The sequence below is a fragment of the Mycobacterium sp. VKM Ac-1816D genome (assembly GCF_000416385.1).
In the GTDB taxonomy this organism is placed as follows: Bacteria; Actinomycetota; Actinomycetes; order Mycobacteriales; family Mycobacteriaceae; genus Mycobacterium; species Mycobacterium neoaurum_A.
On the sequence record NZ_AOHQ01000141.1, the window covers coordinates 64,118 to 85,433 of the forward strand.

20 protein-coding genes are annotated in these 21,316 nt (G+C 66.7%); 13 read left to right on the top strand and 7 right to left on the bottom strand.

Annotated features, from left to right (window positions below):
- Positions 1-63: 63 nt before the first annotated feature.
- The 5 genes from G154_RS20720 (at position 64) to G154_RS26115 (ending at position 3,915) form a co-directional block, all read left to right on the top strand.
- Positions 64-948 carry a 5-oxoprolinase/urea amidolyase family protein gene (locus G154_RS20720; RefSeq protein WP_019511709.1) on the top strand — a complete coding sequence of 295 codons (885 nt, stop codon included), beginning with the start codon at positions 64-66 and terminating at the stop codon, positions 946-948.
- Positions 949-964: 16 nt separating this feature from the next.
- On the top strand, positions 965-1,549 hold the full coding sequence (locus G154_RS20725) for a GNAT family N-acetyltransferase (protein WP_019511710.1): 585 nt from the start codon (positions 965-967) through the stop codon (positions 1,547-1,549).
- A gap of 203 nt (positions 1,550-1,752) precedes the next feature.
- The gene (locus G154_RS20730) at positions 1,753-2,901 is read left to right on the top strand and encodes a uroporphyrinogen-III synthase (protein WP_019511711.1); all 1,149 of its coding nucleotides are present in this window, start codon (positions 1,753-1,755) and stop codon (positions 2,899-2,901) included.
- Positions 2,898-3,608 (top strand): sirohydrochlorin chelatase, encoded by a 711-nt coding sequence (locus G154_RS20735; protein WP_019511712.1) that lies wholly within the window; start codon positions 2,898-2,900, stop codon positions 3,606-3,608. The genes G154_RS20730 and G154_RS20735 overlap by 4 nt, the downstream gene beginning before the upstream one ends.
- Positions 3,609-3,654: 46 nt before the next feature.
- A complete protein-coding gene (locus G154_RS26115; protein WP_081650070.1) occupies positions 3,655-3,915 on the top strand; it encodes a hypothetical protein in 261 nt (86 codons plus the stop codon).
- On the opposite strand, the gene nirD is transcribed toward G154_RS26115, so the two are convergent.
- Positions 3,881-4,252, bottom strand: coding sequence for a nitrite reductase small subunit NirD (gene nirD, locus G154_RS20740; protein WP_019511713.1), 372 nt, complete (start codon positions 4,250-4,252; stop codon positions 3,881-3,883). The two genes, G154_RS26115 and nirD, sit on opposite strands and share 35 nt — an antisense overlap.
- Entirely contained in the window at positions 4,249-6,816 is a 2,568-nt protein-coding gene (gene nirB, locus G154_RS20745; protein ID WP_019511714.1) for a nitrite reductase large subunit NirB, read from the bottom strand. Before nirB ends, nirD begins: the two co-directional genes overlap by 4 nt.
- A 218-nt stretch (positions 6,817-7,034) precedes the next feature.
- Between nirB and G154_RS20750 the strand changes: the two genes are divergently transcribed.
- Positions 7,035-7,460, top strand: a complete 426-nt coding sequence (locus tag G154_RS20750) for an Hsp20/alpha crystallin family protein (RefSeq protein ID WP_023985156.1) — start codon at positions 7,035-7,037, stop codon at positions 7,458-7,460.
- A gap of 66 nt (positions 7,461-7,526) precedes the next feature.
- Here the strand turns inward: G154_RS20750 and G154_RS20755 are convergent, their stop codons facing one another.
- Positions 7,527-8,285, bottom strand: a complete 759-nt coding sequence (locus G154_RS20755) for an isocitrate lyase/phosphoenolpyruvate mutase family protein (protein WP_019511716.1) — start codon at positions 8,283-8,285, stop codon at positions 7,527-7,529.
- Between the two features lie 114 nt (positions 8,286-8,399).
- Here G154_RS20755 and G154_RS20760 point away from each other — a divergent pair, with 114 nt between their 5' ends.
- From G154_RS20760 to G154_RS26850, 5 genes are all read left to right on the top strand, one after another.
- The gene (locus G154_RS20760) at positions 8,400-8,693 is read left to right on the top strand and encodes a hypothetical protein (RefSeq protein WP_019511717.1); all 294 of its coding nucleotides are present in this window, start codon (positions 8,400-8,402) and stop codon (positions 8,691-8,693) included.
- A 46-nt stretch (positions 8,694-8,739) separates the two neighbouring features.
- Positions 8,740-9,561 (top strand): hypothetical protein, encoded by an 822-nt coding sequence (locus G154_RS20765; protein WP_019511718.1) that lies wholly within the window; start codon positions 8,740-8,742, stop codon positions 9,559-9,561.
- A 31-nt stretch (positions 9,562-9,592) separates the two neighbouring features.
- Positions 9,593-11,524, top strand: coding sequence for a fumarate reductase/succinate dehydrogenase flavoprotein subunit (locus G154_RS20770; protein WP_019511719.1), 1,932 nt, complete (start codon positions 9,593-9,595; stop codon positions 11,522-11,524).
- Positions 11,525-11,526: 2 nt separating this feature from the next.
- Positions 11,527-12,276, top strand: a complete 750-nt coding sequence (locus G154_RS20775; protein WP_019511720.1) for a succinate dehydrogenase/fumarate reductase iron-sulfur subunit — start codon at positions 11,527-11,529, stop codon at positions 12,274-12,276.
- Positions 12,277-12,448: 172 nt separating this feature from the next.
- Positions 12,449-12,610: a hypothetical protein gene (locus G154_RS26850; protein ID WP_019511721.1), complete on the top strand. Its 162-nt coding sequence runs from the start codon at positions 12,449-12,451 to the stop codon at positions 12,608-12,610.
- Here G154_RS26850 and G154_RS20780 read toward each other — a convergent pair.
- The gene (locus G154_RS20780; RefSeq protein ID WP_019511722.1) at positions 12,607-13,089 is read right to left on the bottom strand and encodes a flavin reductase family protein; all 483 of its coding nucleotides are present in this window, start codon (positions 13,087-13,089) and stop codon (positions 12,607-12,609) included. The two genes, G154_RS26850 and G154_RS20780, sit on opposite strands and share 4 nt — an antisense overlap.
- A gap of 214 nt (positions 13,090-13,303) precedes the next feature.
- On the opposite strand from G154_RS20780, the gene G154_RS20785 reads away from it, so the two are divergent.
- Positions 13,304-15,016, top strand: coding sequence for an AMP-binding protein (locus tag G154_RS20785; RefSeq protein ID WP_036480323.1), 1,713 nt, complete (start codon positions 13,304-13,306; stop codon positions 15,014-15,016).
- 9 nt (positions 15,017-15,025) lie between these two features.
- Entirely contained in the window at positions 15,026-15,661 is a 636-nt protein-coding gene (locus G154_RS20790; protein WP_019511724.1) for a GAP family protein, read from the top strand.
- Positions 15,662-15,668: 7 nt separating this feature from the next.
- Here the strand turns inward: G154_RS20790 and pe are convergent, their stop codons facing one another.
- From pe to G154_RS20805, 3 genes are read right to left on the bottom strand one after another with little or no spacing between them, the layout of a single operon-like run.
- Entirely contained in the window at positions 15,669-16,820 is a 1,152-nt protein-coding gene (gene pe / locus G154_RS20795) for an acyltransferase PE (RefSeq protein WP_019511725.1), read from the bottom strand.
- Complete coding sequence (locus G154_RS20800; RefSeq protein WP_023985155.1) at positions 16,817-19,792, bottom strand: RND family transporter; 2,976 nt, start codon at positions 19,790-19,792, stop codon at positions 16,817-16,819. The genes pe and G154_RS20800 overlap by 4 nt, the downstream gene beginning before the upstream one ends.
- Positions 19,793-19,833: 41 nt before the next feature.
- On the bottom strand, positions 19,834-21,255 hold the full coding sequence (locus tag G154_RS20805) for a condensation domain-containing protein (RefSeq protein WP_019511727.1): 1,422 nt from the start codon (positions 21,253-21,255) through the stop codon (positions 19,834-19,836).
- Positions 21,256-21,316: the final 61 nt, after the last annotated feature.

Here is a 21,316-nt window from a genome sequence, read left to right on the forward strand (position 1 = left end):
GATGCGAACTCCGAGCCTGCGAGGAGATCGCGTGAGCGACGCTTGCGGAGCGAATCGACAATCATGAGCATCACGCTGGAAGTACTGCGCACCGGCCCGCTGGCCCTGGTGGAGGATCTGGGCAGGCCGGGCATGGCGCATATGGGGGTGACCACCTCGGGTGCCGCCGATCGGCGGGCACACACCCTGGCGAACCGACTGGTCGCCAACCCGGGTGAACACGCCACCGTCGAGGTCACCTTCGGTGGATTCTCCGCCCGCGTACACGGCGGGGATGTCACCATCGCCGTCACCGGCGCCGACACCGACCCGGCCGTCAACGGAGTTCCTTTCGGCACCAACAGCATCCACCACGCACGCGACGGTGAGGTGATCTCATTGGGCGCACCGCACTCCGGGCTGCGAAGCTACCTGGCGGTACGCGGCGGGATCGACGTGGCCCCGGTGCTCGGTTCACGCAGTCATGACGTGATGTCGGCGATCGGCCCGGCACCGCTGCGCGCCGGTGACGTGCTGCCGATCGGGGAACACAGCACCGGCTTCCCCGAGCTCGACCAGGCGCCAGTGGGCGCCATCTCGCCGGAGATCGTGGACCTCCAGGTCGTTCCGGGACCGCGTGACGACTGGTTCGTCGACCCCGACATCCTGGTCCGCACCAATTGGCTGGTGACCAACCGCAGCGACCGGGTCGGCATGCGACTGGCGGGGATGCCGCTGGAACACAGCCGGCCCGACCGGCAGCTGCCCAGCGAGGGCGCCACCCGCGGGGCGATCCAGATACCGCCCAACGGTTTTCCGGTCATCCTCGGCCCCGACCATCCGGTGACCGGTGGCTACCCGGTGATCGGCGTGGTCACCGACGAGGACATCGACAAGCTGGGCCAGGTGCGCCCCGGACAGACGGTCCGGCTGCACTGGTCGCGGCCGCGCCACCCGCACGACATTTGATGGTAGAAACGGCTGTGTGCGCAGTCACACACCGGGACCCGCCGCGGTCCGCGACGTCCACACAGCGCGGCTGATCCACACCGCCGACCTGGACGCCGAAACCCGCGCGGACGCCCGCCGCATGGTCGTCGAGGCCTTCGCCGATGACACCGAGGACACCTTCGAAGATTCGGATTGGGAGCACGCGCTCGGCGGCATGCACGCCCTGATCTTTCACCGTGGCGCGATCATCGCCCACGGAGCCGTCGTCCAACGCCGGCTGCTGTACCGCGATATGCCGCTGCGGTGCGGCTACGTCGAGGCCGTCGCGGTCCGCGAGGACTGGCGCAGGCAGGGCCTTGGCACCGCGATCATGGATGCGTTGGAACAGGTGCTGCGCGGGGCCTACCAGCTGGGTGCGCTCGGCGCGTCGGAGGTGGGGATGCAGTTGTACCTGCCACGCGGTTGGCAGCAGTGGCACGGCCCCACCTCGGTGCTGGCACCGAGCGGTATCACCCGCACCCCGGATGACGATGGCGGCGTCTACGTCCTTCCCGTCAGTGTCGAACTGGACACCAGCGCGGAGCTGAGCTGTGATTGGCGAGCCGGCGACGTCTGGTAATGCCTGTTCAGGACCTCACCGCCGGAAGGTTACCGCGGTGAGCGGAAGTTCACGGCCGGGTTATCGTCAGCAGCGCCCACGCAACAAAGCGCCCATAACCTCTCATCGATGTCGCCTGCAGCCACTACAGCTCGGCCAGCGGCGACACCCGCGCGCAATCGCGGAGTAACAGCCCCGAAACACCGACTGAATACACAGGTGACATGACTGGACCTGACTGGGCGCCGCTCACCGGGTTCCGGGTGGCGGTCACCTCGGCTCGACGCAGCGAAGAGCTCGCCGCCCTGCTCACCCGGCGCGGTGCCGACGTGACCAGTGCCGCGGCCATCACGATGGTCCCGCTTCCCGACGACGACGAGCTGCGAACCAACACCGAGGCGCTGATCGCCGCGCCACCCAATATCGTGATCGCGACCACCGGGATCGGGTTCCGCGGCTGGATCGCGGCCGCCGACGGCTGGGGTCTGGCCCACGACCTGACCGCCGCGCTCGGCAACGCTCGTATCGTCTCGCGGGGGCCGAAGGCCACCGGGGCACTGCGCGCCGCCGGTCTGCCAGAGGAATGGTCCCCGGAGTCCGAATCGTCCCGCGAGCTGCTGCACTACCTGTTGGAGGGTGGCATCGTCGGTATGCGGGTCGCCGTGCAGTTGCACGGCACCAACGACGACTGGGACCCGTTCCCCGAGTTCCTCGACGAGTTGCGCGCCGCCGGTGCCGACGTCGTGCCCATCCGGGTGTATCGATGGAACCCGGCGCCGCGCAACGGTCCCTTCGATCAATTGGTGCTGAGTATCGCCGACCAGCGTTTCGACGCCGTCAGCTTCACCTCCGCCCCGGCGGTCGCTGCCCTGCTCTTGCGCGCGGCCGATCTCGGCGTGGAATCGGCGGTGCTGGACGCCCTGCGCACCAACGTGCACGCGATGTGCGTCGGCCCGATCACCGCCCGTCCGCTGGTTCGCCTCGGGGTGCCCACCTCGGCTCCGGAACGGATGCGGCTGGGTGCCCTCGCCCGTCACATCACCGACGAGCTGCCGCTGTTGCAGTCACGACGGATGCGGGTGGCCGGGCATCTGCTGGAGATCCGCGGCACCTGCGTACTGGTCGACGATGTGGTCAAGGAACTACCGCCGGCGGGGATGGCCACCATCCGCGCCCTTGCACATCGGCCGGGCTCGGTGGTGTCGCGCCAGGACCTTCTCAACGCTCTGCCGGGCAGTGGCACCGACACCCACGCCGTCGAGACCGCGGTGCTGCGGTTACGAAATGCGCTGGGTGACAAGAATATCGTGTCAACCGTGGTCAAGCGGGGCTACCGGCTGGCCGTCGACGAGTATCCGATGGGAGTGTCATGAATCGCGATGCCTCCGCGGTGCTGGTGGCCCACGGCACCCGCAAACCGGGCGGAGTCGACATGATCGGCCAACTGGCCGAACGTGTCTCGGATCTGCTGGACCGTGAGGTCCACGTGGCTTTCGTCGATGTACTCGGGCCGACACCGTCGGAGGTGCTCGACAGACTGCCAGCAGACCGGCCCGCTGTCGTGGTACCGGCCTTTTTGGCCGGTGGCTACCATGTTCGCGCCGACGTCCCGGCGCACGTCGAGGCCAGCACACACCCTGCCGTGACGGTCACCCCGCCCCTGGGCCCGTGTCATGGCACCGTGCGCGTACTCGCCGACCGGCTGCAGGAATCCGGCTGGCGCCCGGGCGATTCGGTGGTCATGGCCGCCGCGGGCACATCGGATCGCAGCGCACAGTCCGACCTGCGTCAGACCGCGGCCATGCTGTCCGCGCTGATCGGCGACCGGGTGGAACTCGGTTATGCCGCCACCGGTACGCCCACGGTGGCCGATGCGGTGCAGGTGGCACGCGCACACGGCCGCGGGGCACGGATCGCGGTGGCGTCCTATCTGCTGGCCGACGGGTTGTTCCAGGACCGGTTGCGCAACTCGGGCGCCGACCTGGTTGCCGAACCGCTGGGCATCCACCCGGGGATGGTCCGGCTGATCGCCAGCCGGTTCCGCCGCGCCGCCGCCGTCCGGTTGTCGACCGCGGCCTGACCAGCCGATTCGGGCCCGACCCACCTGCTCGGCTAAGATCGTGCAAATGGCTTCGGTGGGGCAGAGTGAGCGTTTGCGCGCGCAGTTGGTGAGCGCATTGCAGCAGGAAGATCGGCCCATGACGACGGCCGAGTTGCGCGATTACGTTCTGCGGCAGGGAAATTCAAGCGCCGTTATCGAGTCGGTATATCGCAACCTGACCGTGCTGCAGCGCCGCGGTGACGTGGTACGCCATCCCGGCCCCGGCCGCGATGCCCAGTGGGCGGCCGCCGTCACACAGCGATCTGCACAAGACCGTCCGGCGTGACCCTGGTCCGGTAGACCGGCAGCGATACCGCCGGATCATCAAGGCAGACTCCGTCATCCAAGGCGAAGGCCTGCTTCTTGATCGGCGTCTGCACGCAGGCCCGACCGGCCCGGTCTCCCACGATGCCACGCGACATCACCGCCGCGCCGGAGAACGGGTCGATATTGCCCACTGCGTGCAGCGATCCGTCGTCGAGGCGGAACAGGGCTGCCTGTACACCGCCTGGCAGCAACACCCCAGCGCCCCGGTTGGGCAGCAACCGGTTCAGTGAGCACGCCGTCGTCCAGTCCGTATTCGCCTCGGCAGCAACATCGTTGCGATCATCGGTAATGGTCATTTCGGGTCCTCCTGCGGCGTGAACTTCGGCATACCGATGGCGACGGGCACCTTACGTCCCGAGGACTCGGTGAACTCGATGGTCGGGTCGGCCACCTCGGGGGCGTTGACGAAGGACACGAAGCGCGACAGCTTCTCCGGATCGTCCAGGACGCCCTTCCATTCGCAGGCGTAGCCTGCCACGTGCTTGGCCATCGCCTCCTCGAACTCGGCGGCAAGGCCGAGGGAGTCGTTGCACACGACGTCGCGGACCTGATCCAGGCCGCCCTCGAGCGCCTCCAACCACGGTGCGGTCCGCTGCAACCGATCTGCAGTGCGGATGTAGTACATCAGGAAGCGGTCGATGTAGCGGATCAACGTCTCGTCGTCGAGATCACCGGCCAGCAGCTGGGCGTGCCGGGGCGACATCCCGCCGTTGCCACACACGTAGAGGTTCCAGCCCTGCTCGGTGGCGATGATGCCGACGTCCTTGCTCTGCGCCTCGGCGCATTCGCGGGCACATCCGGACACCGCCATCTTGATCTTGTGTGGTGCGCGCAGACCTCGGTAGCGCTTCTCGATCTCGACGGCCATATCCACCGAATCCTGTTGCCCGTAGCGGCACCAGGTGCTGCCGACGCAACTCTTGACGGTGCGCAGCGACTTGCCGTACGCGTGCCCGGATTCCATACCGCCCTCGACCAGACGCCGCCAGATCTCGGGTAGCTGGTCCACCCGTGCACCGAACATGTCGATGCGCTGTCCACCGGTGATCTTCGTGTACAGATCGAAGTCCCTTGCGATCTCGCCGATCAGGATCAACTGCTCGGGGGTGATCTCACCACCGGGCGAACGCGGCACCACCGAGTAGCTGCCGTTCTTCTGGATGTTGGCCAGGAAATGGTCGTTGGAGTCCTGCAGCGACGCCTGCTCGCCGTCGAGCACATGGTCGGAGCTGGTCGACGCGAGAATCGAGGCGACGGTGGGCTTGCAGATATCGCAGCCCTTTCCGGTGCCGTACTTCTCGATCAGCCCGGAGAAGGTGCGGATCTCGGTCGCCCGGATCAGTTCGAACATCTCGGCGCGGGAGTGGCTGAAGTGCTCACAGAGGGCCTTGGACTGCTCGACACCCTCGGCCTCCAACAGCTGCTTGAGCAGCGGCACGCAGGAGCCACAGGACGTGCCTGCCAACGTGCACTTCTTCAGACCGGCGACATCGGTGCAGCCACCACAGATGGCCTCCTTCAGATCGCCCTTGGTGACGTTGTTGCAGGAGCAGATCTGGGCGAAATCCGGCAGCGCGCCGATCCCCAGCGCACCCGCACCGCCGTCACCTGCGGGTGCGATCAACGACAGCGGGTCGCCGGGCAGTTCACTGGCCACCATCGGGCGCAGCACTCCATAGGCGGAGGCGTCGCCGACCAGGATCCCGCCCAGCAGGGTTTTGGCGTCATCGGAGAGCACCAGCTTGGCGTAGGTCTGTTTCACCGGATCGTTGACGACGACGTCGAGGCTGTTGGGTGTGCGGCCCTGCGCGTCACCGAAGCTGGCGACGTCCACACCTAGCAGCTTGAGTTTGGTCGACATATCGGCCTCGCCGAACTCGGCCGCGCCGCCCAACAATCGGTCGGCGACCACCTCGGCGCTGGTGTAACCCGGCCCGACCAGGCCGTAGCAGCGGCCCTCGATCGCGGCGACCTCACCGATTGCGTAGATAGCGGGATCACTTGTCACACAAGCACGGTCGGTCATCACACCGCCCCGCTGGGCGATGTCCAGACCGGCGGCGCGCGCGAGTTCGTCGCGGGGGCGCACACCGGCGGCAAAGACGACCACGCCGGCGTCGATGCTGGTGCCGTCGTTGAGAGTGAGGCGCACGGCATCGTCGTCCTGGGATTTACGCAGCGGCTTGTTGCGCTGCGCCGGCGCGATGGTCTCGGTGCCGACACCGGTGTGCACCTCGATACCGAGGCTGCGGATCATCCGGTTCAGTAGGGCGCCGCCGGCCGGATCGAGCTGCGCGGCCATGAGATGCGGCGACATCTCCAGCACGTGGGTCTGCAAACCGAAGGCGCGCAACGCATTGGCCGCCTCCAGCCCGAGCAGCCCGCCGCCGATGACCACCCCGACGGGGGTCTTGGACTTGGCCGCGGCGAGCGAGCCTGCGCGGATGGCATCCAGGTCGTCCAGGGTGCGATAGACATGGCAATGCGGCAGGTCGTGCCCGGGCACCGGGGGCACGAAGGCGTACGAGCCGGTGGCCAGCACCAGCGCGTCATAGCTCAAGAGCTGACCATCGACCGTGGTCACCGTCTTGGCTTCCCGGTCGATGGCCTTGGCGGGCATGGCAAGTCGTAGCGCCACGGCGCTGTCGCCGGCATAGTCGTTGCCGGGCAGCGCCAACTGCGTGCGGTCCCAGTGCTCGGTGTAACCGGTCAGACCGACGCGGTCGTAGGCGGCGTCGGCCTCCTCGGAGAGCACCGTGATCCGCCAGGCGCCCTCGGCGTCGCGGGCCCGCAGGGCCTCGACGAAGCGGTGTCCGACCATGCCGTGTCCGACCACGATCACATGCTTGGCTGCCTTCATACCGGTGACGGTAGAAAGCCGATATTGCCGCAATGTGCCCTCGTGTGAAGTGGCCGTCACGGCTTCCTCACATGTCCGGCGCGGAACGTGTGAGTGCTTCGCTGACGGCGAACGCCCAGTTGGAACTTAAGCGCCACCGACTCAAGTTCTCTTTTCAGAGGACCGGCGCAGGGCTGGTCACCCGACACCATCAGCACGAGAAACAGGAGACGATCCCGATGAGCAGCACCCCCGTACGCACCCGCCCCGCGTCGCCGGTCGACGTCTGGCTGCGTGATTTCTTCGGTAACCCCGCGCCGGTCTCGGCGGACTTCCACCCCGCCGCCGAGGTGGTCCGCGACGGAGACGATGCCGTCGTCCGCCTCGAACTGCCCGGCTTCAGCACCGAGGCTCTCAGCGAGGACGTGCACGTCGAACTCGACCGCGGACAACTGGTGATCCACGGAGAGCGCCGCGACGAGCATTCCGAGGGCCGCACCCTCTCCGAGGTCCGCTACGGCGCGTTCCGCCGGTCGTTCAAGGTGCCCGCGCAGGTCACCGGCGAGGCCGTCACCGCCTCATACGAGGCCGGGGTGCTGACCGTCCGGGTGGCCGGCGTGTACGCCGGTACCGAGCCCCAACGCATCACCATCACCGCCAAGTAAGCGGCACGAAACGAGGCCCCGCGAGATGTCGCGGGGCCTCGTCGTGTTCTCCCCGTTGGGCGGGATCTACTTCCAGGGGGTGACGAGCTCGGTGATGCGGCTCGTCAGCGCGCCCTGCAGGAACGGGCCGAAGCTGATCCGACCCACACCCAGTGGCCCGAACCGCGCCGGGTCATCCTGTCCCGGCAGCGCGATCGCGTTGACCGGCAGCGGTAATGCCTCGACGAGGCGACGATAGGTGTCGTCATCGTGGCGACCCACCGGATACAGACTGTCCGCGCCCGCGTCGGCGGCCAGCCTGAGCTTGTGCACCGCACGGTCGAACCGGTCGGCCTCGTCACCGACCTGCCGCAGGAACAGATCGGTGCGCGCATTGATCACGACGTGTACGCCGGCGGCGTCGGCCGCCTTGCGCAGGTCCCCGACCAACGCGGCATGGTCTTCACCGGACCGGATGCGCCCACCCTCGGAATGCACGGTGTCCTCGATGTTGAGTCCGACCGCGCCCGCCGACAGCAGCCCCTCGATCAGCCGGGCCGCCGACTCGCCGTAGCCGGATTCGATGTCCACCGAGATCGGGACATCGACCGCTCCGGTGATCTGGGCGACCCGGGTGACCAGATCGTCGTAACTCATCCCCTCCCCGTCGGGTTTGCCGACGGAGTCGGCGACCGGGTGGCTGCCCACGGTCAATGCCGTGAAACCCGCGTCGACCACGGTCTTTGCCGACCAGGCGTCCCATACCGTCGGCAAGATCGCGGGGTCGCCGGGGCGGTGCAGCGCCAGCAGTGCCGCCGCCTTCTGCTTGAGGTCGTCGTTCGACATTTTCGAGCCTTTCTGCGATATAGACGTGATCTGTCTCACTCTCAAGTGCGTGTTGTGGCTAACATCGAATGCGTACTGTGATCCTTGACACCCTTCAGCCCAAGGAGGTCACCCTTGTCCACCACGACCGAGCTTGCCGAACTGCACGAACTCATCGGCAACCTTCGCCGCTGCGTCACATCGCTGCGCGCCCGATATGGCGACGCCCCCGCGATGCGCCGCATCGTCAACGACGCCGAACGCATGCTCAACGATATCGACCGGTTGGACATCGATGCCGCGGAACTGGAGATGCGTGGAGCACCAGCGCACCCCCGCGCCGCCGAGAAGATCACCATCCCCGATCACGACTACTCCAGAGACTTCTGGAGCGGTGTCGATGACGAGGGTCTCGGCGGCAGCCGCTAGACCGCAGGGGTGAAGAGCCCCGACACAACAGAAGAAGAGGGAATCAGTGAGCGCACCGACCTCGAATCCTCAAGGTACCGGCGTCTTCTCACCAACCAGAGCGCGGATCAAGGAGCGCACGCTTCGCACCGATGCGTGGTGGAAGTCTCCGCTGATCACCGATCTCGGTTTCGCCGCGTTCGTCATCTACGCGACGGTGCGGGCGTTCATGCAGAACAACTACTACGTCGCCGAGTACGGGTACCTGACCCCGTTCTACTCACCGTGCGTCAGTACCGGCTGCGTGCCCGAAGCCAGCCACTTCGGTCAGTTCATTCCGGATGTCTGGTGGTTGCCCTACGCGGCGGTGTCCCTGCCGTTCCTGCTGTTGTTCCGGCTGACGTGCTACTACTACCGCGGCGCCTACTACCGTTCCGTATGGCAGTCCCCCACCGCGTGCGCCGTCGCCGAACCGCACGCCAAGTACACCGGTGAGACGCGATTCCCGCTGATCATCCAGAACACCCACCGATACTTCTTCTATCTGGCCGTGCTGATCTCGGTGATCAACACCTACGACGCGATCATCGCCTTCCACAAGCCCGACGGCGGATTCGGCTTCGGGCTGGGCAACCTGATCCTCGTCATCAACGTGCTGCTGCTGTGGACCTACACGGTGTCCTGTCACTCCTGCCGGCACGTCGCGGGCGGGCGGCTCAAGCATTTCTCCAAGCACCCCGTCAGGTATTGGATGTGGACGCAGATCAGCAAGCTGAACACCCGGCACAAGCTGTACGCGTGGATCACCCTCGGCACCCTGATGTTCACCGACTTCTATGTCATGGCTTTGGCCGCGGGCTGGTTCCCCGACCTGAGATTCGTTGGCTGACAACTCAATTACGGATTAGTGAGGATTCTCAATGGGTGACCTGGAACGGCACACCTACGACGTCGTCGTGATCGGTGCCGGCGGGGCAGGACTACGCGCGGTGATCGAGGCCCGCGAGCGCGGCCTGCGCGTGGCCGTGGTGACGAAATCGCTGTTCGGCAAGGCGCACACCGTGATGGCCGAGGGCGGTTGCGCCGCGGCCATGCGCAATGTCAATACCAAGGATTCCTGGCAGGTGCACTTCGGTGACACCATGCGCGGCGGCAAGTTCCTGAACAACTGGCGAATGGCCGAACTGCACGCCCAGGAGGCCCCGGACCGGGTCTGGGAGCTGGAAACCTATGGGGCGCTGTTCGACCGCACCAAGGACGGCAAGATCAGCCAGCGTAACTTCGGCGGCCACACCTACCCGCGGTTGGCGCACGTCGGCGACCGCACCGGCCTGGAGATCATCCGCACCCTGCAGCAGAAGATCGTCTCGCTGCAGCAGGAGGACAAGCGCGAACTCGGCGACTACGACGCGCGCATCCGGGTGTTCCACGAGTGTTCGATCACCGAGATCGTCAAAGATGGCGATCGAGTGGCAGGGGCCTTCGGCTATTACCGCGAGACCGGCAAGTTCGTGCTGTTCGAGGCGCCTGCGATCGTGCTGGCCACCGGCGGGATCGGCAAGAGCTTCAAGGTGTCGTCGAACTCCTGGGAGTACACCGGCGATGGCCACGCCTTGGCGCTGCGAGCGGGGTCCGGCCTGATCAACATGGAGTTCATCCAGTTCCACCCCACCGGGATGGTCTGGCCGCTGTCGGTGAAGGGCATCCTGGTCACCGAGGGTGTGCGTGGTGACGGCGGAGTGTTGAAGAACTCCGAGGGCAAGCGCTTCATGTTCGACTACATTCCCGACGTCTTCAAGGGCCAGTACGCCGAGACCGAAGAGGAAGCCGACCAGTGGCTCAAGGACAACGACTCCGCGCGCCGCACCCCTGATCTGCTCCCCCGCGACGAGGTGGCCCGCGCCATCAACGAAGAGGTCAAGGCGGGCCGCGGAACCCCGCACGGCGGGGTGTATCTCGACATCGCCTCGCGTATGCCGGCCGAGGAGATCAAGCGCCGACTCCCGTCGATGTATCACCAGTTCATCGAGCTCGCCGAGGTCGACATCACCAAGGACGAGATGGAGGTCGGTCCGACCTGCCACTACGTGATGGGCGGTATCGAGGTCGACCCGGACAGCGGCGGTGCCGCCACGCCGGGCCTGTTCGCCGCCGGCGAGTGTTCGGGCGGTATGCACGGCTCCAACCGGCTCGGCGGCAACTCGCTCTCGGATCTGCTGGTGTTCGGCCGGCGCGCCGGTCTCGGCGCCGCCGACTACGTGCGGGCGCTGTCCGCGCAGACCCGTCCGACGGTGTCCGAGGATGCGCTCAACCGGGCGACCGAGCTGGCGCTCGATCCATTCGAGCCCAAGGCCAACCCGGAGAATCCGTACACACTGCACGCCGAGCTGCAGGAGTCGATGAACGACCTGGCCGGCATCATCCGCAAGGAGGGTGAGCTCCAGGAAGCCTTGGCCAAGATCGACGAGTTGAAGAAGCGCTACGCCAACGTCGTCGTCGAGGGCGGCCGAGTCTTCAACCCGGGCTGGCACCTGGCCATCGACCTGCGCAACATGCTGCTTGTCAGCGAGTGCGTCGCCAAGGCCGCACTACAGCGCACCGAGAGCCGCGGCGGACACACCCGCGACGACCATCCGCAGATGGACCGCACCTGGCGCAACAAGCTGCTGGTCTGCAAGACCGTCGACGGTGCGGGCGACAAGCCCGGCGACCCGGTGGTGCCCGACGTCGTCGTCACCCCCGAGGAACAACCGGTGATGCGGCCCGACCTGCTGGCGACCTTCGAACTGTCCGAACTCGAGAAGTACTACACCGATGACCAACTGGCCGCACACCCGGACCGGAAGGGCTGATCATGGCTGCTTACAACGCGAACCTACGGGTATGGCGGGGCGACGAGTCCGGCGGTGACCTGCAGGACTACACCGTCGAGGTCAACGACGGCGAGGTGGTGCTCGACATCGTGCACCGGTTACAGGCCACCCAGGCCGGCGACCTGGCGGTGCGGTGGAACTGCAAGGCGGGCAAGTGCGGGTCGTGTTCGGCGGAGATCAACGGCCGGCCGCGGCTGATGTGCATGACGCGCATGTCGACCTTCGACGAGAACGAGACCGTCACGATCACCCCACTGCGGACCTTCCCGGTGATGCGTGATCTGGTCACCGACGTGTCCTTCAACTACGAGAAGGCGCGCCAGATCCCGTCGTTCACCCCGCCGAAGGATCTGCAGCCCGGCGAGTACCGGATGCAGCAGGAGGACGTGAACCGCAGCCAGGAGTTCCGCAAGTGCATCGAGTGCTTCCTGTGCCAGAACGTCTGCCACGTGGTGCGTGACCACGAGGAGAACAAGGAGAACTTCGCCGGTCCGCGGTTCCACATGCGCATCGCCGAACTCGACATGCATCCGCTGGACACCGTCGACCGTCAGGAGATGGCCCAGGACGAGTTCGGGCTGGGCTACTGCAACATCACCAAGTGCTGCACCGAGGTATGCCCCGAGCACATCAAGATCACCGACAATGCGCTGATCCCGATGAAAGAGCGTGTGGCCGACCGCAAGTACGACCCGATCGTCTGGCTGGGCAACAAGCTCTTCCGGCGGTAGCTCCTGCCGCTGACTCTGCGCGCACGGCGCAGAAGTGCGAGTAGCACGCGCCCTGGGCGCAGAGTCACCGAGATGAATCACCTCGGCGCGATACCTGGGCGGCGCCCGACATCAGGCGTACGGTTGGTGACACAGACCACAACCGTCCGATCAGCGATGAGAAGGCCGCCTCATGTCACAGCGAGAAACGATCAGCGTCAACGATATTCGCACCGCCATCCGCGAGCTCACGGTCCGCGCGCAGCTTGCCCGCAAGGAGGGCCGCCCGGGCGACGCCGCCGAGCTGGACCGGCGGATCAGCGGATACCGCGAGCAGCTGGCCGCCAGGCCCTAATTGCCGAGCTTGCGGAAAGTGCTGCGATGGAACACGATCGGCGGCACATCGTGAACGACGATATCGCTGACCTGTAGCACCACGATGGTGTGATCACCGGCGGGCACTTCCTGGGTGATCGTGCTCTCCAGCCACACGCTGGTGCCGTGCACGAACACTGCGCCGGTCTCCCGCGACTGGGTCTCCAGGCCGGCGAAGCGGTCGCCGGTCTTGGCAGCCAACGTGCGCGCTGCCGCGTCATGCGACTCGCCCAGCACGCTGATGCCCAGCGACGGAAGATTCTTCAGCTTGGGCCACGTCTCCGACGAGTTCTGCACGCAGAACGACACCAGCGGCGGGTCCAGCGACACCGGTACGAACGTGCTGGCCGCCAGGCCGATCCGCACGCCGTCGACCTCGGCGGCGATGGCGATGACGCCGGTCGGGAAATGCCCGAATGCCTCACGCAGCGAGGCCGGGCTCAGTTCAGTGTCACTCATAACACTTCCATCTTCACATGTAACGGTGCGTCGTGGCGTGATCGGGGTGACCGCGCGCGGTGCCGCCGGGGTAACCGACGACCTCGATCGGCCTCGCCGGACGCGACCGGATACGCCGCCTGCAGACAGGACACCCCCTCATCTTGGCCTCGATCCGCGCCCGGTGCCATGGTCACGCTCAGGCTGACCACAACCTTTGAGTAGCCTGACCCCCATGCCCAACGCGTCCATCCTGACCGTGCTGCGGGACCGCGCTGGTGACACACCTGACGGCCTTGCCTTCACCTTCACCGATTACGACCGTGATCCCGACGGTGTGCCCGAAACGCTGACCTGGGGTCAGCTCTACCGCCGCACCCGCAACCTGGCCGACGAGATCAGCCAGCACGGCGCCCCCGGGGAACGCGCACTGATCATCGCCCCGCAGGGCCTGCCCTACATCGTGGCGTTCCTGGGCGCCATGCAGGCGGGCTTCATCGCCGTCCCGCTCTCGGCGCCGGTGCCCGGCTCTCACGACGAGCGCACAAGTGCCGTGGTGGCCGACACCCAACCGGCGGTGGTGCTGACGACGGCCGCGCTGTCGGACATCGCGACCCAGTACGTCGACGACGGGGCCGCGATGACCGCGGTGGTATCGGTGGACACCCTGGACCTCGACGGCCGTGAACCCATCGACACCGCGGACATCCCCGATGGCCCGGACATCGCCTATCTGCAGTACACCTCGGGGTCCACTCGCGCCCCGGCCGGGGTGATGATCAGCCACCGTAACCTGGTCGCCAACTTCGAACAGCTGATGCCCGATTATCTGGCCCAGTTCGACGGCGTATTCCCGCCGGGCTGCGCACTGGTCTCCTGGTTGCCCTTCTACCACGATATGGGCCTCATGCTCGGAGTGGCGGCGCCCATCCTTGGCGGGTGCCAGGCCGACCTGATGAGTCCGATCGCGTTCCTGACCCGCCCGGCGCGCTGGGTGCAGACCATGGCACGACATTCCTACGTGGTGACCGGTGGTCCGAACTTCGCACTGGACCTCACCGCGCGGCGCAGCACCGAAGCCGAGACCGCGGACCTGGACCTCGGCGGCGTCCTCAGCATCATCTGCGGTGCCGAGCGGGTGCACCCACCGACGGTCGCCCGGTTCACCGATCGGTTCGGCCCCCTCGGTTTCCGGCCGGAAGCCCTGATGCCGTCCTACGGCCTGGCCGAGGCGACGGTGTTCGTGGCCAGCGGTAGCCGTGGACGAGCGCCGGAGGCCATGGAATTCGACACCGATCAGCTGGCGCAGGGGCACGCGATCCGCGCACCGGGCGGCACACCGCTGCTGCGCTACGGCCTGCCCGAGTCCTCCCCGCTGGTCCTGATCGTCGACGCCGAGACCGGCACACCATGCCCGCACGGCACCGTCGGCGAGATCTGGACACACGGCGCGAATGTGTCCGCCGGGTACTGGCACAAGCCCGACCAGACCGGAACCGGTTTCGGCGCAACGCTTGTCGACGGCCCGGCCGATGTGCCGACGTCGGACTGGCTACGCACCGGGGACCGCGGATTCATCTCCGAGGGCGAACTGTTCATCGTGGGCCGCATCAAGGACATGCTCATCGTCCGCGGCCGCAACCACTATTCCGACGATATCGAGGCCACGGTGTCGGATCTGACCCGCGGCCGGGTGGCGGCGATCGCGGTGGCCGACGAACAGGCCGAGAAACTGGTCACCGTAGTCGAGCTGAAGAATCGCGAGCACGACCTCGATGATCTGAAAAGCACCGTGACCGCTGCGATTTCCCGCGCGCACGGCCTGCAGGTTGCCGATATCGTGTTGGTCGAGCCGGGCTCGATCCCGACCACCACCAGCGGAAAGATCCGCCGCTCGGCGTGTGTCCAGCTGTACCGACAGGGACAGTTCGTCCGGTTGGACGCGTAGCGCCAACCGATGTGGATCACCCTCCTGGTCATGGCTGTCGCGGTCAGCCTGGAGCCCTTCCGCGTCGGCATGTCGGTGGTGATGCTGAATCGGCCACGCCCACAACTACAGTTGGCCGCCTTCTTGGCAGGCGGCTTCTCCATGGGCCTCGTCGTCGGCGCGGTGGTACTGCTGGTGTTGGATGCCCACCTGCCGGACTCCGCCCGGTTCACGCTGCCCAAGGTGCAGATCGTCATCGGAGTGGGCGCGCTGCTGGTCGCCGCGATCATCGCCGCCACCAAGGGCAAACCGCGCACCCCACCGGGCTGGGTGCGTCGGGCACTGGACGGCCGCTCGCTGTGGGTGGCGGGGGCGGCCGGGCTGGGCATCGCGCTGCCCTCGGTGGACTATCTGGCCGCCCTCGCCGTCATCGGTGCCGCCGGCGTCAGCGTCGGAACCCAACTGGCCGCCCTGCTGGTGTTCAACACCGTGGCCTTCGCGCTGGTCGAAATCCCGCTGATCGCTTACGTTCTGGCACCTGAGCGGACCCGGGCCACGCTCGCCCGGTTCAACGACTGGTTGCGCTCGCAGGGCAGGCGCGCGGTGGCCGCACTGGTCGCCATGGTGGGCCTGGTGCTGCTGGCGGTCGGGTTCGCCGGTCTGTAGCGGGCTGCTAGGGCTTGGGCGGCGGCTGATTGTTCAGCACGTACTGCAGCCCGGCCATCAACTGCGACACCGGATCTGCCCCGCCACCGAACGCGGCCTGGGTGGCCGGCGCGGTGACCTCTGCCGGGTCATAACCGTTCACCGGGTCGACCGTGATCGGCGCCGTCGCCGGATTGTCGTTGCGGGTGTAACCGGCATCGACATAGGGCTGCAGAACCTTGTCCAGCTCGATCAAGGTCTTCTGGTCGACGCCGAGATACTTGAACGGCAGCACCAGCGGCAGGTGCTCCTCGGGGATCATGTAGGTCGTCGTACGCGCTCCGCGCGAGTTCACCGTGGTACGGATGTTTTGCGGCGGAACCATTTTCGGATTGGTGAAGGCGACGGCGGTGTGCCCGGTCGCCAGACCGACGATCGCATTGGCCACCGAGATCCAGTTGTCCGAGCGCTGCGGCCAGTCGGCGATGCTGTCATACGCCGAGACGAACAGGTGGGTGTCGTACTGGCTCTCCACCTCGGGCGGCATCCGGTAATCCAGCGACGGCACGACGCTGCCCACCGGGAAATTCTGGCTCAGGAAGCTCTCGCCGAAAGCGTGCTTGCCGACCGGGTTGCCGTAGGTCGCGAACGCGAGCTGGTCCGGCGGCGGGGCGGTCGGGTCGTTGGCCAACCGGATCTTGACGTCCTCGAGGACAGACGCGCCCTCGGACAGGCCGATCGCCATGCCCGGACCGCCCTGGCGGATGGCGTTGACAAGGTTGGGTCCCCCGACATCGATGGACTCGCCGTAACTCGGCCCGTCGATGCCCAGCCCGGGGAACTGATCATCCAGCCGCCCGATACCGGGAAACAGCCGCTCCAGGGTGTGGCCCTGGACCTGACCGGCCGGGTAGTCGACGATCTGGCGTTTCAGACCGGGGAACCACTCGGCGCCCGTGCGCATGATGTATTCGTCGTAGGGGATGCCGAGCACGTGGGCACCGCCGAGTGCGTAGCCGCGACCCTCGATGGTGCGGGCGTTACCCGGGCCTGCGGGGCCGGGGACCGCAGGACTCGGGGCCGGCGGCGGGGCTGGCTCGGCGGTCGCGATCGCGGCGCCCGACGAACCCGTCGCCGCGATCGTCAGGAGGGCGGTGGTCGCCGCGAGAAGTTTCCTCATGCCCTGCTGCTCCCTCGCGCCGTGAGTCGAGATGGCCACCAGTTCGCCCGGCCGACCAACGTGGCCATGGCAGGCACGGTGACGGTACGGACCAGGAAGGTGTCCAGCAGAATGCCGATGCCGATGACGAACCCGCCCTGCACCACAGTACCGATGCTGGAGAACAACAGGCCCCACATCGACGCGGCGAAGATCAGACCGGCCGCGGTGATGACACCACCGGTCGAGCTGAGGGTGCGGATGATGCCGAATCTGCCCGCCGGAGCCTCGTCCCGCATCCGGGACACCAGCAACAGGTTGTAGTCGGCGCCGACGGCCACCAACACCACGAACGCCAGGGGCGGCACCGACCAGTGCAACTGCTGGTCGAGGATCACCTGGAACAGCAGCACGCCGAGGCCGAGCGCGGCGAAGTATGAGATCACCACGGAACCAACGAGATACAGCGGTGCGATGAGCGCCCGCAGGAGCAGCATCAGGATGATCAGCACGACGATCACGGTGACGACCACGATGTAGCGGATGTCGTTCTCGTAGTAGTCACGGGTGTCGGCCAGTGCCACCGGGTAGCCGCCCATCGACACCGTGGCGTCCGACAGTTCGGTGTTGGGCAGGGCGCCGCGCGCGGCGTCCTCGATGTCCTTGACCTGATCCATCGCGGCCGGGCTGAACGGGTCGAGCTTGGTGAACACCAGATAGCGCGCCGAATGCCCGTCCGGGGACACATAGGCCTTGGTGGCCGCCTTGAAATCCTCCAACTGCAGGACCTCCGGCGGAATGTTGAAGCCCGACATCGCGGGCGAGTTGGCGTTCTCGGCCATGGTCAGCAAGAACGCCGCGGCCTGGTCGAGCCCGGAGCGCATCAGCTGAATCTGGTCGACGACCTGGTCCACCCCGTCGGCCACCTGCCGGCTGCCGCTGGCCGAGCGTTCGGCACCCTGCTGCAACTGCGCCAGCGTCGCCTCGGCACCGGCCGGGCTGTCCAGGCCCATCGCCTGCATGGCCTTGGTCAATCGGGTGAAGGCGGTACCGACCTGCTGCAGTGCGGCGTTGAGCGACTGGCGGTCCTGCAACGACTCCAGCTGGCCTGCCAGATCCTCGATCTCGTCCAGTGTGCCGTCGTTGCGTGCCGCGGCCAGCCGGGACAGGTGGATCCGGGTCTGGCTGCACGAGACGTCCAGATCGCACACCACGTTGCCGTGCAGGGCGGCCAGCACCGGCGGCACCCAGGCGAACATGTCCCTGGTCGCCATCAGGTTCACGCCCATGGAGTTACCCAGTCGGTTGATGCTGGCCACCAGCTTGGCCGCCACATCGACGTTCTTGACGAGTTTGTCGCCGCCGTACTGCCCGCGCAGGGCGGCGAACGCGTCCACCATCTGCTTGAGACTGCCCGCGATATCGGTGATCTGTCCGCGCACATCGCCGAGGCTGCCCGCCAGGGTGTTCGCGCCGCTGGAGAGCCGGTTCAGATCCTTGGAGCCGTCGCTGATCATCTTGGCGCCATCGGCCAGGCGGGTACCGACGATGCCGGCCTGATAGGTGGCCCGGAACTCCGGCGGTACCGACCCCAGCGGCCGGGTGATACCGGTGACCATCTGGATATCGGGCAACTGGGTGATGCGCTCGGCGAGCTGCTCCAGATCTGCCAGTGCGGCCGGGTTGCGCAGGTCCTTGTCCGAGTGGATCAGCACATAGGACGGGATCGACTGGTTGATGTCGAAGTGCTTCTCCAGCGCCGCGTAGCCCAGCGAACTCGGCTCCGAGTCGGCCACGGCCTTGCGGTCGTCATAGTTGAAGGTGGCGAAACCGGACAGCCCGGCCAGCAGGAGCAACACCAGCAGGCTGCCCACCAGATGAGTCCACGGTCGCCGCACGATGCGCGTTCCCGAACGGCGCCACAGCCGCGCGGTCAACTCCTTGCGGGGTGCGATCCAGCCCCGGGGTCCCACGAGTGTCAGCAACGCGGGAAGCAGCGTCATCGCGGCCAGGTAGGCCACAAAGACACCGACGGCCGAGGACACGCCGACGGTGGAGAAGATGCCCATCTCGGCGAAGCTGATCGCCAGGAAGGTGAGGCCGACGGTGGCCGCCGAGGCCGTGATGACCTTGCCGACCGAACCGAGCGCGGCGCGGACCGCGTCGGTGGAGTCCTCGCCCTTGCGCACGAAGTCGTGATATCGGCTGATGAGGAATACCGCGTAGTCGGTGCCCGCGCCGAAGATGATGGCGCTGAGCAGGATCATCGCCTGGTTGGACACCCCGAGCCCGGTGAGTTCGGACAGCCCGGCCACCGAGGCCTGGGCGATCACCAGGGACATGCCGATCCCGGCCAGCGGAAGCAGCATCGTGACCGGGTTGCGGTAGACGATCAGCAGCACCAACAGCACCAGCACGGCGATGGCGATCTCGATGGGCAGGCGATCGTTCTCGCCCGCGACGGTCAGGTCCGCCACGGTCGCGGCCGGGCCCGCCAGGTGCACCTCCAGCGGGCCGCCCGCGGTGGTCTGCTCGATCAGGTCGGAGACCTGCTTGAACGACTGGTAGGACTGCGGGGTACCCAGCGCTCCGGCCAAACCGACCGGCAGTACCCAGGACTTGTCGTCCTTGCTGGTCAAAGTCGAACGCAGAGCGGGGGTTCCGATGAATTCCTGCAGCATGACGACGTTCTGCTGATCGTCGCGCAGCGCGTCGACCAACTTGCGATACGTCGCCTCGTGCTCGGGACCGAGACCGTCCTCGTCGGTCAGCACGACCAGCAGCAGGTCGTCGGTGCCCGGCTCCTGGAATGCGTCCGCCATCTGGCGGGCGGCGATATTCGACGGCGCGTCACCCGGAAGCATGGACAGCGGATTGCGCTGCGCCATCTCGTTCAGACTGGGGACGGCAAGTGGCAGTGCCACCGCAAGGGCCACCCAGATACCGATGACGGCCAGCGGCCACCGCACCACAAAACCGGCTAACCGACGCACACGTCCCCCACTACTGCCCCTCACCGAACCGGCACACCGGCTTAACCAAAACGACCCCAGTCCCCGGTCTCGGCCACCTGCTCGATCACCGATTTCATCGTCGCGATGTAGCGGGTGACCGATTTCTGGGCGACCTCGTTGTCCGGGAACATGACCGCCATCGCGGTGCCCGCGCCGTAGCGGAACACATACACCGTCAACTGATAGGAGAACCGGCCGTCGGAATAGATGCCGATGTTGTTCGAGTAACCCATCTCGGCCGCCGCGAGAACGGCGTTCAAGGGCGCGGCACCCCCGTGCAGGAAGTTCGACACCGGGAAGTTCGGGCGCGGGTTGTCCAGCCATGGTGCCAGTTCCAGCACGCGGTAGTACGGAACGCGGGCCAGCTCGAGGCCGGTGTCGAAGGATGTCTGCGCCGCCCAGGCGGCCTCGGCGAACGTCGTCGCGGCGATCGGCACGGTCAGCGGCACCAGGCCGGTGAACCAGCCCTGCGTCATGAAATTGTCCGAGGTCCGCCGGGTGTCGCGCGGTGTCAGACCGTAATACGTTGCCGCGCCGGTCAGCTCATGCTCGACCATGGCGGTACAGGCGTACAGGCCGCCGACGAACCGGACACCGGCGGCGACGCAGGCGGCGTCGAAACGCTCGGTCTGCTCGGCATCGAGCAGCATCTCCCCGACCATATCGGCCACCGTCGGCACCGAGGGATCGCCCAGCGGCAGCGGGAACTCCGGCATGCTGTTGTTGTTGTTCTCGGCGAACTCGATCCAGGCCCGGACTTCGGGCGAATCGACGGTCAGCGCGGCGGTACGTTCGCGTTCCTGTAGGCAGAAGTCGTCGAAGTGGCCGGCTTCTGGCAACGGCATGGGCTGGCCGGTGGTGGTCAGCGAGGTGTACATGCCGTGCGCCTCGAGCATGGTGATACCGATCAGGGCGGCATCACCATGGACGTGGTCGATGCTGGCGTAGAAATCGAAATGATCCTCGCTCTGCACGATTCCGAACGAGAAGCACCCCCATTCCAGCGGCGACGGGATGTCCACGATGTGTTTGCGGGCATCCTCGGTGGTGATCTCACCGTGGACGATGGGCTCGAACTCGATATCGGCCGGGTCGACGATGGTATGCCGCACGATATCGCCGGACCCGTCGTAGGCGAACCAACTGCGGTACGTGTCATGCCTGCGCAGATAGGAGTTCAGGGCGTGGTTCATCGCATCGATATCGCAGACGCCCGGGACCTCGCAGGTGGCGATGATCTGCCGCGAGTAGTCCAACCCCTTGGCGGCCTGCTCGTAGACGCCGCGGATGTGCTGTCCCTGCATATAGCTGACAGGGACCGAGCTGACCGGCGCCTGGCGGGCCTTTGCCATCGCCGCGCTGGTCGGATGCCAGGACGTCACGACACCTGGGGCCGGCGTCCAATCATCGATCGTTCCGATCGTGATCTTCCCGATGTGCAACCTGGTCCCTCCGGGGTCTTTGCGTCGACGGTGAGCGGATGGGCAAAACCGAAGGCGACTT

What these genes read in the sequence shown, in the direction of transcription:
- G154_RS20790 (WP_019511724.1), top strand. Translation starts at nt 15,026, where the DNA reads ATGTGGATCACCCTCCTGGTCATGGCTGTCGCGGTCAGCCTGGAGCCC.
- nirD (WP_019511713.1), bottom strand. Translation starts at nt 4,252, where the DNA reads ATGACCATTACCGATGATCGCAACGATGTTGCTGCCGAGGCGAATACG.
- G154_RS20730 (WP_019511711.1), top strand. Translation starts at nt 1,753, where the DNA reads ATGACTGGACCTGACTGGGCGCCGCTCACCGGGTTCCGGGTGGCGGTC.
- G154_RS20775 (WP_019511720.1), top strand. Translation starts at nt 11,527, where the DNA reads ATGGCTGCTTACAACGCGAACCTACGGGTATGGCGGGGCGACGAGTCC.
- G154_RS20770 (WP_019511719.1), top strand. Translation starts at nt 9,593, where the DNA reads ATGGGTGACCTGGAACGGCACACCTACGACGTCGTCGTGATCGGTGCC.
- G154_RS26850 (WP_019511721.1), top strand. Translation starts at nt 12,449, where the DNA reads ATGTCACAGCGAGAAACGATCAGCGTCAACGATATTCGCACCGCCATC.
- nirB (WP_019511714.1), bottom strand. Translation starts at nt 6,816, where the DNA reads ATGAAGGCAGCCAAGCATGTGATCGTGGTCGGACACGGCATGGTCGGA.
- G154_RS20780 (WP_019511722.1), bottom strand. Translation starts at nt 13,089, where the DNA reads ATGAGTGACACTGAACTGAGCCCGGCCTCGCTGCGTGAGGCATTCGGG.
- G154_RS20750 (WP_023985156.1), top strand. Translation starts at nt 7,035, where the DNA reads ATGAGCAGCACCCCCGTACGCACCCGCCCCGCGTCGCCGGTCGACGTC.
- G154_RS20785 (WP_036480323.1), top strand. Translation starts at nt 13,304, where the DNA reads ATGCCCAACGCGTCCATCCTGACCGTGCTGCGGGACCGCGCTGGTGAC.
- G154_RS20735 (WP_019511712.1), top strand. Translation starts at nt 2,898, where the DNA reads ATGAATCGCGATGCCTCCGCGGTGCTGGTGGCCCACGGCACCCGCAAA.
- G154_RS20755 (WP_019511716.1), bottom strand. Translation starts at nt 8,285, where the DNA reads ATGTCGAACGACGACCTCAAGCAGAAGGCGGCGGCACTGCTGGCGCTG.
- G154_RS20720 (WP_019511709.1), top strand. Translation starts at nt 64, where the DNA reads ATGAGCATCACGCTGGAAGTACTGCGCACCGGCCCGCTGGCCCTGGTG.
- pe (WP_019511725.1), bottom strand. Translation starts at nt 16,820, where the DNA reads ATGAGGAAACTTCTCGCGGCGACCACCGCCCTCCTGACGATCGCGGCG.
- G154_RS26115 (WP_081650070.1), top strand. Translation starts at nt 3,655, where the DNA reads ATGGCTTCGGTGGGGCAGAGTGAGCGTTTGCGCGCGCAGTTGGTGAGC.